This is a genomic window from Chamaesiphon sp. (assembly GCF_041738855.1).
GTDB lineage: Bacteria > Cyanobacteriota > Cyanobacteriia > Cyanobacteriales > Chamaesiphonaceae > Chamaesiphon.
Genome location: NZ_JBGSPA010000004.1, coordinates 24,742 through 42,426, shown reverse-complemented (window position 1 = coordinate 42,426; position 17,685 = coordinate 24,742). Strand labels below are relative to the sequence as shown.

The following is a 17,685-nucleotide window of genomic DNA, read 5'->3' as shown; positions in this document are numbered from 1 at the left end:
ATATTATCGATCGAGCTTGGCGGTGAGGAGGATAACTAAATCTCAGTTAACATCTGAGATTTAGTTATCGACTGACGAGTTAAACGTACCCACATCTTCTGGTGATAATTGTTCTGGAAGCGCAGCTACTTTGACCAAAGCGTGTCGTAAGATCCGATCGCCCAGGTAGTAGCCGCGCTGAAGCTCGTCAATCACGGTACCTTCAGGATGTTCTTCGGTGGGTTGACGCATGACGGCTTCATGCAGATTTGGATCGAATTGTTGCCCAGCCGATTTCATGGGTGAGACGCCAATCCGTTTGAGACTGTCCACCAGTTGTTTGTAGACGCTTTGATAGCTTTTGTGAATGCCCATTTCCCCATCACCTTGAGGTTTGATCTGGGTGCGAGCACGCTCAAAATTATCGACAACACTCAATAGCTCGATGATGGTGGCGCACTTGGTTTTAAGTTCGACATCTTCTTTTTCTTTGCTACTGCGCTTGCGGAAGTTGTCAAAATCGGCGGCAATCCGCAGATATTGGCTTTGAAAGGCATCTCTTTGGTTGGAGACCTCCGCCAGCTTTGTCGTCAGTGACTGAAGATCCGATCCAGACGGTGCGACCGTCTCAGGGTCTACAGATGTCTGCGCCGCTCTGGCGAACGATTCAGGAGTAGCTGCGCCGCCCTCAACTACCACGTCTGGATCGATTGCCGCTGTCGGAGCGGTAGCGGATGACGTTACGGTCTCTGCGGCGGGTTGAGGTTCGAGATTGTCTGAGGGTAGTGGTGATGAGAGCGTCTCATCATCTGGTCTACTCTGCTGCTGTGGGGTTTCACTCATCTTCATTCATTCTCTGTTAACAGACTGCTAGGCGATATTCGTAGCTAACTTTGCCAATGGCGACGCTATGCGTGCAAGTGGGTGCAAACTAACGGTTCGCACAAAAGCGCGAGTCGCTCGGTTGGCACAGCCGCTCGAGAGTCCAAATGACTCCCTAAATACATACTTTAAATATATATCGAGCGGTACGGCTAGTGCGGTAAATACGCCTTTTGAGTATAAATCCGATCGGCGATCGACGGGCATTTTTGCAGTAGCGATCGGCAATAAATTCAAGATTTAGCGGTGGAGATCGCCCCAGTTTGAATTGTGTACCCACATCAAATGGTCTCAACTCATAGTGCCCACCTTAGCGACACAAAGTATCATTGACCCTTCCCCCTTGACCCTTTTGCCTTTGCCAAACACCTGAGCGTTAGATTTAATCGATCTGTGGGCATACTGTAAAGCTAAGGAGATAACTACAGCAGCTATGACTCAATCTTCATCGCCCAAGCGGGCACTCATCGTCCGTAATGACTTTTCTCCGTTCGGCAATAAGCTGATCCAATCGGGTTATGTCAATGCGGAACAACTCAAACAAGCATTGGTCGATAGTCGTGCCAACAACCACCCATTGACAGATGTGTTGGAGTCCCTGACAGGCAAATCTTTGCCTGCGGAGTTGCAACAGCAATACAAAAAGCAACAGTTGTTTGAGCTGAAGATTGTCTATGGCTTGAATGCGGTGGATATCGCCTCCACTCAAATCAACAAGCTCCAAGTTCGGGAATTAATCAATACTTTTATTAGTGCTGATAGTTGTCGGCAACTTAAATTATTACCGATCGGGAGACTGGATGGCGATCCACCGATTCTGACCGTGGCAATGGTCAAACCTGACGACCTCCAAGCCAAAAATGACTTAGACAAAATCCTCCGTCCCCATGGGATCGGTTGGCGTAGTGAGGTGATCGCGCCTGAAGATTATCAAAAACTGCTAGATGGCTACTTAGACGAACGCATTCGGCAAGATGCGGCGGATAACTCCAAAAAAAATCTCAGTATCGAAATCGAGAACTTCGATACGCCCGAACTCGGGAATGCCGAGGCGGAAATCGACGATGAGATCGACGTTCAGGGCGCAGAAGCAGCACCTGTGGTCAAGTTGGTCAACCAAATTCTGGCTAAGGGTTTGATGGAAAAAGTTTCGGATATTCACATCGAACCGCAGGAAGAGGGGTTGAGAGTCCGGTTTCGGAAAGATGGGGTGCTGCGGCAGAGTTTCCCGATTTTACCCAAGCATATTATTCCCGCCGTCATTTCTCGCTTCAAAATCATCGCTGAGTTGGATATCGCCGAGCGGCGGTTGCCACAGGATGGTCGGATTCGCCGGACATTTGAGGGTCGCAAAGTAGACTTTCGGATGAGTACTCTCCCGAGTAGGTATGGGGAGAAAGTCTGTATGCGGATTTTGGATAACTCTTCTACTCAGCTCGGTTTGGACAAGTTGATTAGCGATCTCCCAACTTTGGAAATGGTGCGCGCGATGGGTAGTCGTCCCTTTGGATTGATTCTAGTCACGGGGCCGACGGGTTCTGGTAAATCGACGACACTTTATTCGCTGTTGGCAGAACGCAACGATCCGGGCGTCAATATCAGTACGGCTGAAGATCCGATCGAGTATGCGCTCCCAGGCATCAACCAAGTACAGGTGATCCGTGAAAAAGGGATGAACTTCGCATCGATCCTGCGCGCCTTCATGCGTCAAGATCCCGACATCATTCTGGTGGGAGAAACCCGCGACCAAGAGACGGCTAAAACCTCGATGGAGGCCGCCCTCACTGGTCACATGGTCATGACTACCCTCCACACCAATGACGCAGCAGGATCGATCGCGCGGCTGGATGAGATGGGCGTGGAACCGTTCATGGTTTCGGCGGCACTCATCGGAGTCGTCGCCCAACGACTCCTCCGCCGCGTCTGTGTCGAGTGTCGCACTCCCTACCAGCCCACTCGTGAAGAACTCGCTCGCTTTGGCTTGTCTGCGTCTGGAGACGCAGTTATCACCTTCTACAAAGCCAATGAGTTGACCAACGAGGCGATCGAATCAGCCAAAGCTGCTGGCGAACTCTGTAAAAACTGCAATGGTGTCGGCTATCGCGGTCGGATCGGTGTCTATGAGGTGATGCAAATTACCGACGAGCTAGCGACGCTGATCAACCAACGCGCTCCCTCCGCCATTATCAAGGAGACTGCCGTCCAACAGGGGATGAAAACGCTCCTAGCATACAGTCTCCAAATGGTGCAAGAAGGTCACACCACCCTCACTGAGGTCGAGCGAGTCACTTTTACCGACTCGGGGCTAGAAGCCGAACTCAAAGCCAAACGCAAAACTACCCTCGTCTGCGGCACCTGCTCCGCTGCCCTCCTGCCGGAATGGCTCGATTGTCCATATTGTATGACGGCAAGATTTAGTGACTAGGTGTTAGGTTTTAGGCTTTAGGCTTTAGGGTTTTAGGACGCTTGCATTCCCCTCACCCACACACTCTAATTCCTGACCTAACACCTAAAGCCTAGTTCCTGACCCAACACCTAAGACCTAAGAATTAAAGCCTAGTTCCTGACCTAAAGCCTAAAACCTAACACCTAAAGCCTAAACCTATGTCTGAATTAATGATCGAAGACCTCATGGAGCAACTCGTCGAAATGGGCGGCTCGGATATGCACATCCAAGCAGGTGCGCCCGTCTATTTCCGCGTGAGTGGCAAACTTGCACCTGTCGGTGCAGAACCGCTCAGCCCTCAAGATTGCCAAAAACTGATCTTCAGTATGCTCAACAATACACAACGCAAGGAACTCGAACAAACTTGGGAAATAGATTGTTCCTACGGCGTCAAAGGATTGGCACGATTTCGGGTCAATGTTTATAAAGAACGCGGTTGTTATGCCGCCTGTTTGCGGGCACTCTCTTCCAAAATTCCCAACTTCGATCAGATGGGTTTGCCCGAAATCGTGAGGGAAATGAGCGGTCGTCCTAGAGGCTTGATCTTGGTGACGGGGCCGACTGGTTCTGGTAAAACTACCACGATGGCAGCAATGATCGATCTGATCAATCGTACTCGTGCCGAGCATATTTTGACGATCGAAGATCCGGTTGAATACGTTTTTTCCAATGTCAAAAGCCTCATCCACCAACGTCAAAAAGGTGAAGATACCAAAAGCTTCTCCAATGCCCTCAGAGCCGCCTTGCGCGAAGATCCAGACGTGATCCTAGTGGGAGAACTGCGGGACTTGGAAACCATTAGTTTGGCGATTAGTGCCGCCGAAACGGGTCACTTGGTCATGGGGACGCTCCATACTAGTTCCGCCGCTCAAACGATCGATCGGATGCTCGATGTCTTCCCCCCCGAACAACAACCCCAAATCCGCGCCCAGCTCTCCAACTCCCTTGTCGCCGTCTTTAGTCAAGCTCTCGTCCAAAAGAAAAAACCCAAACCTGGCGAATTCGGACGCGTCCTCGTGCAAGAAATCATGATCGTCACGCCAGCCATCTCCAACCTCATCCGCGAAGGCAAAACCGCCCAAATCTACAGTGCTATCCAAACTGGAGCCAAACTAGGCATGAATACCATGGAGTCGATCCTCGCCAAACATATTCGAGAAGGTACCATCTCCTTTGAAGTGGGTGTCTCCAAATCCTCCCGACCCGACGAACTCCAACGTCTGATCGGATCTACGCCGATGGCAACTCGGAATTAGGCTTTAGGCTTTAGGTCTTAGGTTTTAGGTTTCAGAATGCTTATATTCAGCTAATACCCAGTGTCTAATCTACCTCCTCTACCCCTAAAGCCTAAAACCTAAAGGCTAAAGCCTTCCTATCCCTAAAGCCTAAAGCCTAAAGCCTCCCTACCCTTAAAGCCTAAACACCCCCTATCCCCTAAAACAGATGCCAACTTTTATCGCTGAAGTCCGTGACTCCCAAGGGAATGTCAAACAAGAAAAAATTGATGCTCAAACAGTAGAGTCAGCACGGACAAAACTCAAGAAAAAATATCAATTCATTCAAAATATTCGACCAGCCAGATCCTTTGATATCACCAAGATCGATCTCAAAGATATTGAAGCAGCCATGAATCCGGTGACTGTGCGGGATAAAGCTGTTTTCTCTCGTCAGTTTGCGGCGATGGTCAATGCTGGTGTCGCGATGGTGAGATGCTTGACAGTACTGTCCGAGCAGTGTGGTAACCCCAAATTACGCAAAGTCCTTGCCCAAGTCAGTGTCGATGTCCAGCAAGGAATCAACCTATCTGATGCGATGCGTCGCCACCCAGAATGCTTTGATACGCTGTATGTGAGTATGGTGCAAGCGGGAGAAGTAGGGGGGGTACTCGATGAAGTCCTCAATCGCCTCGCCAAAGTGCTAGAGGACATGTCTCGCCTCAAGAACCAAGTCAAGGGGGCGATGGCTTATCCAGTTGCGGTGGGTATTTTGGCAATCATCGTCTTCTTGGGGATGACAATTTTCTTGATTCCAGTATTTGCAGGTATTTTCAAAGGTTTGGGTACCGAGTTGCCGGAATTGACACTGTTTATGTTGGGTATCAGTGGGATTTTGACTAGTTGGATGGTCGTGATTCCGATCGTCGTGGTGGGTGGGTTGATTTTTGCTTACACTCAATACTATAAAACCACGATCGGTAAACTTACAATGGATCGGTTTTTCTTGAAGATGCCCATTATTGGTGACCTCAATGAAAAATCCGCTACAGCGAGATTCTGCCGGATTTTTGGGACATTGACGCGATCGGGTGTACCAATCCTCAACTCGCTCGATATCGTCCGCGATACTGCTGGCAATCAAGTAATTTCCAATGCGATCGAAAAATCCAAAATCGAAGTCCAACAAGGGGGAATGCTTAGTAACGCCCTGATGCGGGAAAAGGTTTTCCCACCACTAGCGATTCAAATGATCAGTATCGGTGAGGAAACTGGGGAACTAGATACGATGATGATGAAAGTCGCTGATTTCTATGAAGATGAAGTCGAACAAGCAGTCAAGGCTCTAACTAGTGTCCTGGAACCCATTATGATGGTCTTCCTCGCTGGGATGGTCGCTGTAATCTTGCTATCAATGTACTTACCAATGTTCAAAGTATTCGAGAAACTCGGTTAAAAAAGTTTAATCGCTTGATAGTGGATCGTTGATACCTCTAAAAAAATCACCGATCGACTATCGAGCGTCACCGATCGACTAATTTAAAATGTCTATTAATAGATCCGATTACGAACAGCTTTTGGCTCGATATAGCAACCATACTGAAGCAGTGGAACTACTCAAGCAGTATCGTCCCTATCTGGAAATGATTCCTAGTATGAGACGCTCTGAAGAGAGTTTGATTACGATGCCTTTACCTGTGATTAAACTGCGGAAGGTATTATTAGAACAAGTAAGTCAGTTTTCACCGATCGCTGCTACCTCCAAAACGATCTTACTGCCCTGCGATCTTGCCTATTTGATGTGCGATCCAGAGTGGAAAATTAAGATGGGTGGAGAGATTTTTATATTCATCCATCGTCCTGAAGAAGATCTCTCCGACTTACTCGCCCGCTGGCGCAAAACACAGGTATTATTAGACCATGATTATGAATGGGTAATGCCTCAATATTATCGACATATTATCAGTGAAGGTGCCGAACATATTTATCCATTATTTGTCTTGTTTAATCAGACACCTGCACATATCAAGCAGGGGCTAATCGGAGCACATTTACCAGTGACGATCGTCTCGATGGAGCAAACACATTTGGCTGACTTAATCCAACCCGATCCCCCAGAGGAGCGGCTACACCAATAAGGGAATTGCCGCAAAATAATCTACCAAATTATAGGGTGTGTTAGCGCAAGCGTAACGCACCAAGACAATACTAATAATAAATTTTCAGACATATTTTAAGGTCTAAAAATTGACTAAAATAAAACTGTAAATGATACGGTACGCTTGGGCTAACACATCCTACGTTTGCTCTAATCTACATTCCTATTAGAAGTCAACTGAGCCGTCTCGATCGCCCAATTGACTTGGCGTAAAATCCCTCTCAACAAAGCTACTTCATTGTGGGAAAGTTGAGCACGATTGTAGATACGGCGCAGCTTTTCCATCCGATGAGCAGCCGTATGGGGAAACAAATATCCAATTTCCAACAATAATATCTCTAATTGCTGATAATAACCTTCGAGTAATTCGACAGGTGCAACGTCCGATTCTAGTTGCACGTTTGGCAAATCGGGCGCGATCTCGCTAGCACATAGCTGTAACTCATAGGCACAAACAGCCACTGCTTGAGCCAAATTGAGCGAACTATACTCAGAGCCGACTGGAATACTCAGATACCGCCCAGCATATTTTAACTCAGCATTGGTCAAGCCACTATCTTCCCTGCCAAATAGTAAGGCTGTGGGTTGAGTGCTCTCGACTAGCCAGGGCAATGCTTGCCTGGGTGTCTCTAAGGGCGTAGGAATGGCGCGATTGCGGGCTGTCGTGGCGATAACTCTGGTGCAACCCTGCAATGCTGTGGGCAAATCTGGCACGATCTGCGCTGTTAAGAGGAGATCGATCGCATGTACTGCCATTCTGGTGGCTTCTTCACCACGGACTTCGCACTGAGGATTGACGATGACTAGTTGCGTCAACCCCATATTTTTCATCACTCTTGCAATCGAGCCGATATTGAGCGCACCTGCTGGCTCTACCAAAACAATCCGAATATGATTAAGAGAGGTACCCACTATAGCTCTATTTACAAATAACTAAACATGCCGCGACATCGACCGAAATCTGAATTACCAACGAAGATCTGTCCTGTCTGCCAACTTTCTTTCACTTGGCGCAAAAAGTGGGAGAGTAATTGGGATGAAGTGAAATATTGTTCTGACAGGTGCCGGAGACGGAAAGATTAGGCTTTAGGCTTTAGGTGTTAGGCTTTAGGGCAGGAGTTAGATTTCAAGGATTAGCGGGACGCTTGCGTCTTTGAAGTATCCTATCTCTCGATCGCGATCGTCTAAATCCTAACACTTAAAATCTCTACCCCTAAAGCCTAAAGCCTAAAGCCTAACACCTACATAAAAGCTGGCTGATGGCGAATCAGATTGAGAAACTCCTCTCTCGTGCGCTGATCCTCTTGAAATGCGCCCAACATAGCACTGGTAACCGTCCAAGATCCAGGCTTCTGAACGCCACGCATCACCATACACATGTGACTGGCTTCCATCACCACTGCGACACCTTTGGGTTCTAGTACCGCTTGGAGTGCTTCGGCGATTTGACGGGTAAGTCGCTCTTGTACCTGCATCCGTCGCGAATACATATCGACAATGCGGGCGAGTTTGCTCAAGCCGACAACTTTTTGGTTGGGGATGTAGGCAACGTGCGCTCTACCCATAAAGGGGAGCATGTGATGTTCGCACATACTAAAAAAATTGATGTCCCGTACGAGTACCATCTCGTTGTGACCTTCATCAAAAATCGCTCCATTGATAATATCGTCCAGAGACTGATTGTAGCCACTGGTCAGAAATCGCATCGATTCTGCTACCCGTTTGGGAGTCTTGAGCAATCCCTCTCGCTCTGGATCTTCACCTACTCCGAGGATAATCTGACGCACCGATGCCATCATGTCTTCGAGGCTGACTTGTTCGGGGTCATTGATTTCTACTGGCGCACCATTGAGGGTGTTACGATCGGGCCTAGGATCGATTTTGCCGAGCTTATCTTTGCCAGCAGAATTACTACCTTTGGGAGATGAAATAGTCATGTTTTGTCTGATATAAATATAGAAATGACAGGGACGAAAATAAGTTGGTAGATGTCCTGTGGACTAGAAGGCACCACCACTCGGCACGATTGTTAGCTCTTCAACTACTGCACCAGCAGGGGCAAGTACGGCGTACAGGATGCCCTCTGCTACCATTTCTGGGGTCAGCATGGCAGAGCGATCGAAATCAGCTTGAACGGTGTCTGTATCCCATAGTGGCGTATTGACTGAGCCAGGACAAATCGTTGTCACCCGAATGCCATTTGCCCGTTCCTCGCCAGCAACGGCTTGAGTAAGTGCCGTCAAGCCAAATTTGCTGACAGAATAGATGCCCCAGTTGGGAAATACCTGCTTGCTAGCGATCGACGAAATGTTGACAATGACACCAGATTTTTGGCGGCGCATCTGCGGTAAGATCCCCTGGATGCACTGGAACACGCTAGTCAAATTTAGGTCGATGACTCGCTGCCAATCAGCTAATGGCGTCTCGCCGACGGTTCCGGTATAAGCCATCCCTGCATTATTGATGAGGATGTCTAGATTGTCAAAGTCTGCGGCGATGGTGGCGATTTGGGCGGCTACTCGATCGATCTGGGCTAAATCCACTACATATATTTTGGCGGTCACGCCAACAGCAATTGCCGCTTGGGCTACTGCTGTTAGCTTATCCTCAGATCGTCCGACTAAGGCTAGATTTATCCCTGCTTTGGCAAAAGCTAGAGCGGTAGCTTTGCCAATGCCACTACTCGCGCCTGTAATTAATGCCGTTCGGTTCGTTGTTGCGATCGAATTCATCTAGTGCAGGAAATTTGCTCAATTCCGAGCAATGTGTAAATTTTTGTTACGGGTTTATTATAACATCGATTGCAAATGGGCGTGAATCAGCATCACTGAGTGAGCCGAGCTAGCGGAGGTCGATGGCGGCAGGATCGGCTCAAGCTGATACTATCAGCGACGATCGTCCACTTAGCAGCCCGATCTCCAATCATTCATTAAAGACTCCCATCTGGCGAAATTTAGCATATCTAAGCGATCGTAACTCAGTTGAGGGCAGTAATTGCAATTGGTGTAAATTCTTTAAGATCGCTTCTTTGAGCACTTGTGCCGCCCGCACGGAGTCAGCATGTGCGCCACCGAGCGGTTCTGGCAAAATCTGGTCGAGAATGCCCAGATTTTTTAAATCCTTGGCGGTAATCTTCAGCACTTCCGCAGCTTGAGCATTGATCTTGGCTATTTCCTCCGGTTTAGCTACTTTCATGGCATTTTTCCACAAGATCGACGCACAAGCTTCAGGACTAGCGACATAATACACAGCGTGCTCGAACATCATCAAGCGATCGCTTACCCCAATCCCCAAAGCTCCCCCAGAACCACCTTCACCGATGACCGTACAAATAATCGGTACCTCCAATCGAAACATCTCGCGGAGATTGTACGCGATCGCTTCACCCTGTCCTAATTCCTCTGCCTCTAGCCCTGCCCAAGCCCCAGGTGTATCGATAAAAGTCAGAATTGGCATCCCGAACCGATTGGCATGTTCCATCAACCGCATCGCCTTCCGATAGCCACCTGGAGCCGCCATCCCAAAATTTCGGGCGACATTATCTTTGGTATCCCGTCCCTTTTGATGCCCCAACAAAACTACCGGAATACCTGCCAGCCGACCGACTCCGCCCACCAAGGCTGGATCGTCCTTGCCCCGCCGATCTCCATGTAGTTCGATCCACTCATCACAAATTGCTTGAATATAGTCGAGCGTACTGGGGCGACGGGGATGACGAGCTAGCTGGAGCTGCTGCGCTGGCGTGAGACTACTAAAAATTTCGTCCCGCAGTTGCACGTATTTAGTCTCCAATTGCAAGATCTGACTGGAGATATCGACGCTACTTTCTTCGGCAAGTTCGCGAATTTGATCGATCCGTTGTTGCAGTTCTGCCAACGGTTTTTCAAATTCTAATAAAAAGGGCTTCTTTTCAGTGCCAGCCATTGGAGAGGGGGTAGAGGGTAGAGGGTGGGAAGGCTTTAGGCTTTAGGCTTTAGGCTTTAGGGGGTAGAAGGTAAGGTGGATACTGTCTTGTCTCCCTATACCCTCGGCTTTGCCGAGGAGCGGAAGCCGCTGCCCACCAGCTAGGTTTCAGGTGGGTAGATGTTGGAGTTTAGATGCGCGATCGATCCAAGTTATCAACTAGCCCCGACAAATGATAACAAGGGACGAAAACCGTGCTTGAGTGAGGCTTGACCGATTTGTTCCATTTTCTCGATCGTAATCTGATTGCGTCCCCAGGAGAAGCTCGTATGTAGCTGCTCAAACTCCAACAACATCGCTTCGGCAAAACAGGCGAAAAGTTGACGGGCGGGGGCATCCATATTGACGATATTCATGATTTTCCAATCGATATCGAGCGAATGCTCGACAATGCCGCCATTCATCACATATGCGCCTGGAGACTGGATTTTGGTGCCCAAGTTTTTGGGATAGCCGCCATCGATCGATAGACACGGCTGCTTGAGCTTTGTGGCATCGATTTCGACACCCTTGGGCATACTTGCCACCCAGACGACGATATCCGCTTGGGGCAACGCCTCTTCCAAACTCACGATTTTGCCACGCCCTAGCTCTGCTTGGAGATTGTCTAGCCGCTCTTGATTGCGTGCTACTAGCAGCAAATCGGCGATATCCGTACGCTTGTCGATCCAGCGACACACTGCACTCCCGATATCCCCCGTAGCACCGACGACAGCCACAGTAGATTTGCTCAGATCGATGCCCAGCTCGATCGCGCCTTGTTCGACCTGGCGACAGATGATATAGGCTGTATGGGTATTGCCCGTGGTAAACTTGTCAAAATCTAATTCAACATTGCGAACTTGTTTGTTTTGCTGGAGGTCGAATTCTTCAAAGATAATTGATGAAAACCCACCCAGGGCGGTGATATTGATGCCCTGTTTCTGCGCGTGTGCCATTGCATTCAGAATCTTGCGGATGGCGGCTTTGATCCGTCGGGTTGCCAACATTTCCGGTAGGAAACACGATTCGACGTAATAGCCTTCGATCTGTTGTCCAGTAATACTTGTAACTGTAATATGGTCTACTATCTGCGGTGGAGCACTACACCAAAAGTCCAGCCCTTGGTCGGCGTATTCTGGAAAGCCTAAGTCTTTAGCGACGGCTTGGGCATGTTCTAAGCTGGTAAGGTGACCGATAAGACCAAACATGAAGATTTTACTAATGATGCCTGTTGAGCAGAGGGTAAAAGTCCTAGATGACAACGATATCTAAATAGTTCCCTCTACACAATAGTATAAAACAGGGACTAAAGTAGGCTTTAGGTTTTAGGCTTTAGGCTTTAGGGGTGGATGGTGGATGGTAGATGGTGAATAGTGCTTTAATGATTTCCCAGTCGCCTAGTCCCTTAGTCTCCCAGTTCCTGTTAACCAACTCTTTCGCTGACTCTGCTTGCTCTGCGTCCTCTGCATAACATCCGTCTCCCTATGATTCGCCTTCGTAAACTCAACTGGACACCTTACCTATTCCTGGCACCTGCGTTGCTATTGCTGGGTCTGACGGTATTTTTACCTGCCTTGCAGGCTTTTTATTTGAGCTTTACCAATTATGACCCGATCGCGGGTACGGCAGATTGGCAGGGATGGGCTAATTTCGATCGACTATTCAGAGATGAGGTATTCTGGCAGACGATTAGAAATACGATCGTTTATTTGTGTGGTGTCGTACCGATTTTGGTATTTGCGCCGCTGCTGTTGGCAATTTTGGTCAACCAAAAGCTCACAGGAATGAGTTTCTTTCGGGCGGTTTATTATGTGCCTGTAATTATCTCGATGGTAGTGGCGGGAATTGCTTGGAAGTTTATTTATGCGGAAAATGGCTTACTCAATCAACTATTGAAAGTTGTCGGTATTCCTGCAATTCCGTGGCTGACTAGTCCTGGATTAGCTTTATTTAGCGTGATGGTGGTGACGATTTGGAAAGGGTTGGGTTATTACATGACTATTTATTTGGCGGGATTGCAATCGATTCCAGCAGATTTATATGAAGCTGCTGCGATCGATGGTTCGGATAGTTATACTCGGCACTGGGATATTACAATTCCCCTGATGCGTCCCTATCTGTTACTCGTTGCTGTCATCTCAGCGATCGCTGCTACCAAAATCTTTGAAGAAGTCTATATCATGACTCAAGGGGGACCTCGCAATAGTTCTAAGACCGTCGTTTATTACTTGTATCAACAAGGTTTTGGTTCGAGTAATCCCGATCTCAGTTATGCTTGCACGATCGGTTTAGTGCTATTTTTAATCGTATTTACACTCTCACTAATCAATCTCAAGCTATCTCAAAACAATGTTAATCTGCCATGAGAGGATGTCTATAAAAAAACGTAATTGTATACTTTATAACTGCCAGCAAGTTGACTATCAATCTGCATGGGATTGGCAGAAATCGCTGCAAAAAGAGCGTATTCTTAACTCCAACTGCTCCGATGCACTGATCGTCCTCGAACATCCACCTGTATATACACTCGGTACTGGGTCTAGCTTAGAATTCCTCAAGTTCGACCCTTTGCAAACTGAATACGAGCTATATCGAGTCGAGCGAGGTGGTGAAGTAACTTATCATTGTCCTGGGCAAATAGTTGCTTACCCACTTCTCAATCTTCGCTATTATCAACAAGATCTGCATTGGTATTTACGACAGTTGGAAGAAGTTATTATTCAGATCTTAGACCTGCATAACTTGACTGGCGAAAGGATTGACGGTTTGACTGGTGTCTGGATTGAAGATCGTAAGGTTGCGGCGATTGGTATTAAAGTTAGTAAATGGATTACGATGCACGGTTTCGCTCTCAATGTCTGCCCAGATTTAAGTGGATTCGATCGAATCGTTCCTTGCGGAATTGTCGATCGATCTGTTGGCAGTATGGCTGAGTTTATTCCTAACATTAGTCTCGATTTAGTACGTCAGCAAGTTATCACAGTATTTGGTGAAATTTTTGAGGTTGAAATGTTAGCTGGCGATTGATAACATTTAGATGAATGGATTTGGGCGATCGATTTAAGTTAATTTAAGACTAGGAGTGATGCTGCTTTCATGAACTGCTAAATTTCATACTCCCCATCCACAAACATATCAGAGTCGTTCTTGCCAGTAGTGAAGAGCTTTAGCAGCATCTGGTAATGCAATTGCTTCTGAAATGAGTTGGTCTAGGGTTAGCATTGGATCGTTTGGCTCCAGAGAACTATTCTGATTTTAGCATTCTGCACTTAATACTCTCGATCGATTCGGTTCGTAAGTTAGGTAGAGAGACAGTGAAACCCAACCTACAGGGAGAACTCCCACTCACCCTCACCACCACCAATACTTCTGATGTAGCTCAAATCTCCTCTTCTCTGCCGTGCAGGGTAAACTAATAACTAACAACTGAAGATCGCGTAAGATGGGAAACACCTTTGGACATTTATTTAGAATTACCACCTATGGCGAGTCACATGGGGGTGGGGTAGGTGTCGTCATCGACGGTTGTCCGCCGTTGGTTGAGATTAGTGCATCTGAGATCCAAGTCGAACTCGACAGGCGGCGTCCGGGACAGAGTAAGATTACGACGCCCCGCAAGGAGACTGATACCTGCGAGATCTTGTCGGGGGTATTTGAAGGGAAGACTACGGGGACGCCGATTAGTATTTTAGTTAGAAATAAAGATGCTCGATCGCAAGATTATGATGAGATGGTTGAGACTTATCGCCCTTCTCATGCCGATGCGACTTACGATGCCAAGTATGGGATTCGCAATTGGCAAGGTGGGGGGAGATCTTCGGCGCGGGAGACGATAGGGAGAGTAGCGGCGGGGGCGATTGCCAAGAAGATCCTCCACATTTTTAATAATGTCGAAGTCATCGGCTATGTCAAGCGGATTCAGGATATCGAAGCGGCTGTAGATAGCAATACTGTGACGATGGCACAGGTGGAGAGTAACATCGTCCGCTGTCCAGATCTGACGTGTGCGGAGCAGATGATCGATCGGATTGAAGCGATCGGGCGTGAGGGTGACTCGATCGGCGGCGTGGTAGAATGCGTGGTACGCAATGTCCCCAAAGGTTTGGGCGTTCCAGTATTTGACAGGTTGGAAGCAGATATCGCTAAAGGTGTGATGTCACTCCCCGCGACTAAAGGGTTTGAAATCGGTTCGGGGTTCGCAGGGACGTTGCTGACTGGGAGCGAACATAATGACGAGTTCTACACCGATGAGGATGGCGAAATTCGGACGCGTACCAATCGCTCGGGCGGCACTCAGGGAGGGATTTCCAATGGTGAAAATATCATCATTCGGGTTGCTTTTAAGCCCACAGCGACGATTCGCAAGGAGCAAAATACGGTTACTAAATCGGGTGCAGAGACTACCTTAGCGGCTAAAGGCAGGCACGATCCTTGTGTGTTGCCGCGCGCGGTACCGATGGTGGAGGCGATGGTGGCATTGGTATTGTGCGATCATTTGTTGCGCTATTATGGGCAGTGCAAGGTACTGTGAGACCCACCCGCACTATAAATGTGCTGCCCTGTGGGTAACCTCACATCTTGCATCAAAACAAAGTTACTAGTGTTTTAGTGAATAGTGGATAGTGGATAGTGAATAGTTTTGGTACTTAAGCATAAGTTTTGAGACTGTTTTTATCAGTTTCTGTCTACTGGTGCAAGATGTGAGTAACCCTGTCTTGTCAGTCTTTTTATGCGGAGGGAACCTCTGAATAAAACCGCCGCTCCGAGGAGGGGATTTTTTAGTGCTGTCATCGCCTATTTGAGCTGAGAACGAGATATGAATAGTTTAGTCCGCAAAATTGTCACAGGGACGATCGCGATCGCGTTGTGGTGGGGTGGCTCTGTGAGCGTGCTAGCTGGGGTTCTGAGCGACAGGATCGACCGCTACCCCAATTGGGATCGTCAGTCCCAACTTAGCCAGCATGATGGTGAATTGACCTATCCTGAGTGGTTTCGGGGACGGTGGATCGTCACGAGTACGCTGCTCGAACAGATTGCGCCGTTGGCACCGGAGGTAGTGACGCCAGGATTTGAGAGCAATCGGCAATATATCAATAAACCGATCGAGTTTACCGTCCAATTTGTCCCGACAAATCCTACTAAAGTTGCTAAATTTGCACCGCTCAATCTACCGCGACTGAAATCTAGTTTACCTGCACCTCAAATCGTCGCTGACAGAGCATTTAATGGATTGAGTATTGCTACCGCCTATCTCGGTGCGGCTAATGTCAAATCTGTCAAAATCGACCCCCAAAATCCAACAAAACAGCTTACTCAACTTACCCAAGATCGCCAGCTAGAATCATTTGTGACTGGATTCGATCGCGAAATACCCACACCCGTTGGCGTAGCCTCTCCCCTGGAGAATCGATTTATCTCTACTGAATTGTCACAGCAAGTATTTCGGACGAGTGCGACGATCTATCTTAATACTGTCGAAACCACAACTAGTTACCAATTTTCGGCTACGCCGACGCCCACAATTAGCGCGACGCAGATCTCCGCTATCTATCTTTCGCCGCAAGATCCTGACTACTTACGCTCGATCGCCAAATTGGGGTATCCAGTCGCGCTATATAAGTATCAATTAGATTTAGTACCAGCGATCGAGTCACCAATTTAGCACATTTGCGTCAATGCTCACGATTTCCTCACATTTATGTGTTTCTCTAGTAATAGATAGATTGAAAGTTAATCTCAAACTATTTAGATCGTCGATCGAGCGCGCTATATCTACAATATTTAGGCTCAAACGGCTGGTTGATAGTGTAGATCCACAAGCATCAAAAATCGACTACCCGCAAAACTTTTGGCAGCGGTAATAGCTTTGAATATCTATTGGTACAACCTTTGATCTGCTGAGGCGATCGCTATGACTTCTGAAAATCTGGTTACAGCTACTTCCAGTTATACCCCGAGCGAGAGCAATCTCGATCGGCAAAATCCGATCGCCTATCAAACCACTCGCTTCCTGGCTAGTGCGCTAAATACGGTACAAATGGGATTGGCGGAAGCATATATCAATGGTTTAGAGATTCCCGATCCAGTGTTTAGATCGATGATGAATACATCAATGTCGCTGTTGTTTCAACACGCACCTGGATTACTCGCTCCCTATGAATGGGTATTGCAGGAATCCGATCGATTGGCAGAATCTGCGCGAGAATTGATGCAGGTGCAGTATGACTTACCCCAAGCGATGCTCAATCAGATGTTGGGAGATTGGCAAGTCATCTATCCCAAGTACAGTATGGGATTGTGGGAAAATGGCGCAACAGATCTAGCAGCCGCTCAGATGCAAATGATCGATCGCGTTATTGAAAAACTAGAAATCGTCGATGGCGATCGAATTTTGGATTTTGGTTGTGGCTGGGGTTGCGTACCAAATTATATTATGTCCAAATTCCCCAATGTCCGATTTACAGGCGTGAACTTGAGTCATCATCAGTGTGAATATATCCGCAACAAAATGCAAGATCCCCAGAGCTATCTGAGTGGGGGCAGATTTACACTCCTTGAAGGCGATTTAAACGAGGTAGAATTTACCGAAAAATTTGATAAAATCCTCTCAATCGGTGTTTTTTGTCATGTCGGAAATCTCACTAATGCTTTTCAAAAACTGGCATCTCTACTCGAAAGTGACGGTAAGGTATTCATTCATCTGATTACCGCGCGGATTCCAAATAATATGTCATCGGGATTCACTCACAAGTATATTTTTCCCCACGGTCGCTATTGGAAGTATGATGCAATCCCCAGTCACAATCGCGATCTCCAGACGATCGATCGCTGGTATGTCAATGGCATGAATTACCATCACACATTTGCCGCCTGGTTGCAGCGATTTGATGATGCACAGGCAAGCGTACAGCTACTCGACTATGGGATGGACTATGCTAAATTCCGGCGGATCTGGCGGTTCTATCTCATCATGCTCGGTACGGCGTTTGCGGCTTGTGATGGTGAATACAATGGCAATGGTCAATATCTCCTGACTCATTCATAATGAGGATATAAATCGT

Annotated in this window: 17 protein-coding genes; 11 read left to right on the top strand and 6 right to left on the bottom strand. The window is 47.7% G+C overall.

Features of this window, described 5'->3' with window-relative positions; genetic code table 11:
• Positions 1 to 60: 60 nt before the first annotated feature.
• Positions 61 to 822 carry a nucleotide exchange factor GrpE gene (grpE, locus tag ACEW9I_RS00660; protein WP_373538446.1) on the bottom strand — a complete coding sequence of 254 codons (762 nt, stop codon included), beginning with the start codon at positions 820 to 822 and terminating at the stop codon, positions 61 to 63.
• Positions 823 to 943: 121 nt separating this feature from the next.
• On the opposite strand from grpE, the gene ACEW9I_RS00655 reads away from it, so the two are divergent.
• The 5 genes from ACEW9I_RS00655 to ACEW9I_RS00635 all read left to right on the top strand — a co-directional run bounded on the left by ACEW9I_RS00655 (position 944) and on the right by ACEW9I_RS00635 (position 6,659).
• Positions 944 to 1,105: a hypothetical protein gene (locus ACEW9I_RS00655; RefSeq protein WP_373538445.1), complete on the top strand. Its 162-nt coding sequence runs from the start codon at positions 944 to 946 to the stop codon at positions 1,103 to 1,105.
• 189 nt (positions 1,106 to 1,294) lie between these two features.
• The gene (locus ACEW9I_RS00650; RefSeq protein ID WP_373538444.1) at positions 1,295 to 3,286 is read left to right on the top strand and encodes a GspE/PulE family protein; all 1,992 of its coding nucleotides are present in this window, start codon (positions 1,295 to 1,297) and stop codon (positions 3,284 to 3,286) included.
• 179 nt (positions 3,287 to 3,465) lie between these two features.
• Positions 3,466 to 4,563, top strand: a complete 1,098-nt coding sequence (locus tag ACEW9I_RS00645) for a type IV pilus twitching motility protein PilT (RefSeq protein WP_373538443.1) — start codon at positions 3,466 to 3,468, stop codon at positions 4,561 to 4,563.
• Positions 4,564 to 4,750: 187 nt separating this feature from the next.
• Positions 4,751 to 5,977 (top strand): type II secretion system F family protein, encoded by a 1,227-nt coding sequence (locus ACEW9I_RS00640; protein WP_373538442.1) that lies wholly within the window; start codon positions 4,751 to 4,753, stop codon positions 5,975 to 5,977.
• Positions 5,978 to 6,065: 88 nt separating this feature from the next.
• On the top strand, positions 6,066 to 6,659 hold the full coding sequence (locus ACEW9I_RS00635) for a hypothetical protein (protein WP_373538441.1): 594 nt from the start codon (positions 6,066 to 6,068) through the stop codon (positions 6,657 to 6,659).
• Positions 6,660 to 6,829: 170 nt separating this feature from the next.
• Here ACEW9I_RS00635 and ACEW9I_RS00630 read toward each other — a convergent pair whose 3' ends face one another.
• Positions 6,830 to 7,591 (bottom strand): RNA methyltransferase, encoded by a 762-nt coding sequence (locus tag ACEW9I_RS00630; RefSeq protein ID WP_373538440.1) that lies wholly within the window; start codon positions 7,589 to 7,591, stop codon positions 6,830 to 6,832.
• A gap of 27 nt (positions 7,592 to 7,618) precedes the next feature.
• On the opposite strand from ACEW9I_RS00630, the gene ACEW9I_RS00625 reads away from it, so the two are divergent.
• Entirely contained in the window at positions 7,619 to 7,762 is a 144-nt protein-coding gene (locus ACEW9I_RS00625; protein ID WP_373538439.1) for a DUF2256 domain-containing protein, read from the top strand.
• A gap of 158 nt (positions 7,763 to 7,920) precedes the next feature.
• Here ACEW9I_RS00625 and folE read toward each other — a convergent pair whose 3' ends face one another.
• From folE to ACEW9I_RS00605, 4 genes are all read right to left on the bottom strand, one after another.
• Entirely contained in the window at positions 7,921 to 8,616 is a 696-nt protein-coding gene (gene folE / locus ACEW9I_RS00620; protein WP_373538438.1) for a GTP cyclohydrolase I FolE, read from the bottom strand.
• 63 nt (positions 8,617 to 8,679) lie between these two features.
• Positions 8,680 to 9,411 (bottom strand): SDR family oxidoreductase, encoded by a 732-nt coding sequence (locus ACEW9I_RS00615; RefSeq protein ID WP_373538437.1) that lies wholly within the window; start codon positions 9,409 to 9,411, stop codon positions 8,680 to 8,682.
• A gap of 190 nt (positions 9,412 to 9,601) precedes the next feature.
• Complete coding sequence (locus ACEW9I_RS00610; protein ID WP_373538436.1) at positions 9,602 to 10,603, bottom strand: acetyl-CoA carboxylase carboxyltransferase subunit alpha; 1,002 nt, start codon at positions 10,601 to 10,603, stop codon at positions 9,602 to 9,604.
• 194 nt (positions 10,604 to 10,797) lie between these two features.
• The gene (locus ACEW9I_RS00605) at positions 10,798 to 11,832 is read right to left on the bottom strand and encodes a long-chain acyl-[acyl-carrier-protein] reductase (protein ID WP_373538435.1); all 1,035 of its coding nucleotides are present in this window, start codon (positions 11,830 to 11,832) and stop codon (positions 10,798 to 10,800) included.
• 276 nt (positions 11,833 to 12,108) lie between these two features.
• Here ACEW9I_RS00605 and ACEW9I_RS00600 point away from each other — a divergent pair, with 276 nt between their 5' ends.
• The 5 genes from ACEW9I_RS00600 to ACEW9I_RS00580 all read left to right on the top strand — a co-directional run bounded on the left by ACEW9I_RS00600 (position 12,109) and on the right by ACEW9I_RS00580 (position 17,669).
• Positions 12,109 to 12,990 (top strand): carbohydrate ABC transporter permease, encoded by an 882-nt coding sequence (locus ACEW9I_RS00600; RefSeq protein ID WP_373538434.1) that lies wholly within the window; start codon positions 12,109 to 12,111, stop codon positions 12,988 to 12,990.
• A gap of 4 nt (positions 12,991 to 12,994) precedes the next feature.
• Positions 12,995 to 13,651, top strand: a complete 657-nt coding sequence (lipB, locus tag ACEW9I_RS00595; RefSeq protein WP_373538433.1) for a lipoyl(octanoyl) transferase LipB — start codon at positions 12,995 to 12,997, stop codon at positions 13,649 to 13,651.
• Positions 13,652 to 14,066: 415 nt separating this feature from the next.
• Positions 14,067 to 15,155 carry a chorismate synthase gene (gene aroC / locus ACEW9I_RS00590; RefSeq protein ID WP_373538432.1) on the top strand — a complete coding sequence of 363 codons (1,089 nt, stop codon included), beginning with the start codon at positions 14,067 to 14,069 and terminating at the stop codon, positions 15,153 to 15,155.
• 285 nt (positions 15,156 to 15,440) lie between these two features.
• Positions 15,441 to 16,286, top strand: coding sequence for a DUF6816 family protein (locus ACEW9I_RS00585; RefSeq protein WP_373538431.1), 846 nt, complete (start codon positions 15,441 to 15,443; stop codon positions 16,284 to 16,286).
• A 249-nt stretch (positions 16,287 to 16,535) separates the two neighbouring features.
• Complete coding sequence (locus ACEW9I_RS00580; protein ID WP_373538430.1) at positions 16,536 to 17,669, top strand: cyclopropane-fatty-acyl-phospholipid synthase family protein; 1,134 nt, start codon at positions 16,536 to 16,538, stop codon at positions 17,667 to 17,669.
• Positions 17,670 to 17,685 lie beyond the last annotated feature (16 nt).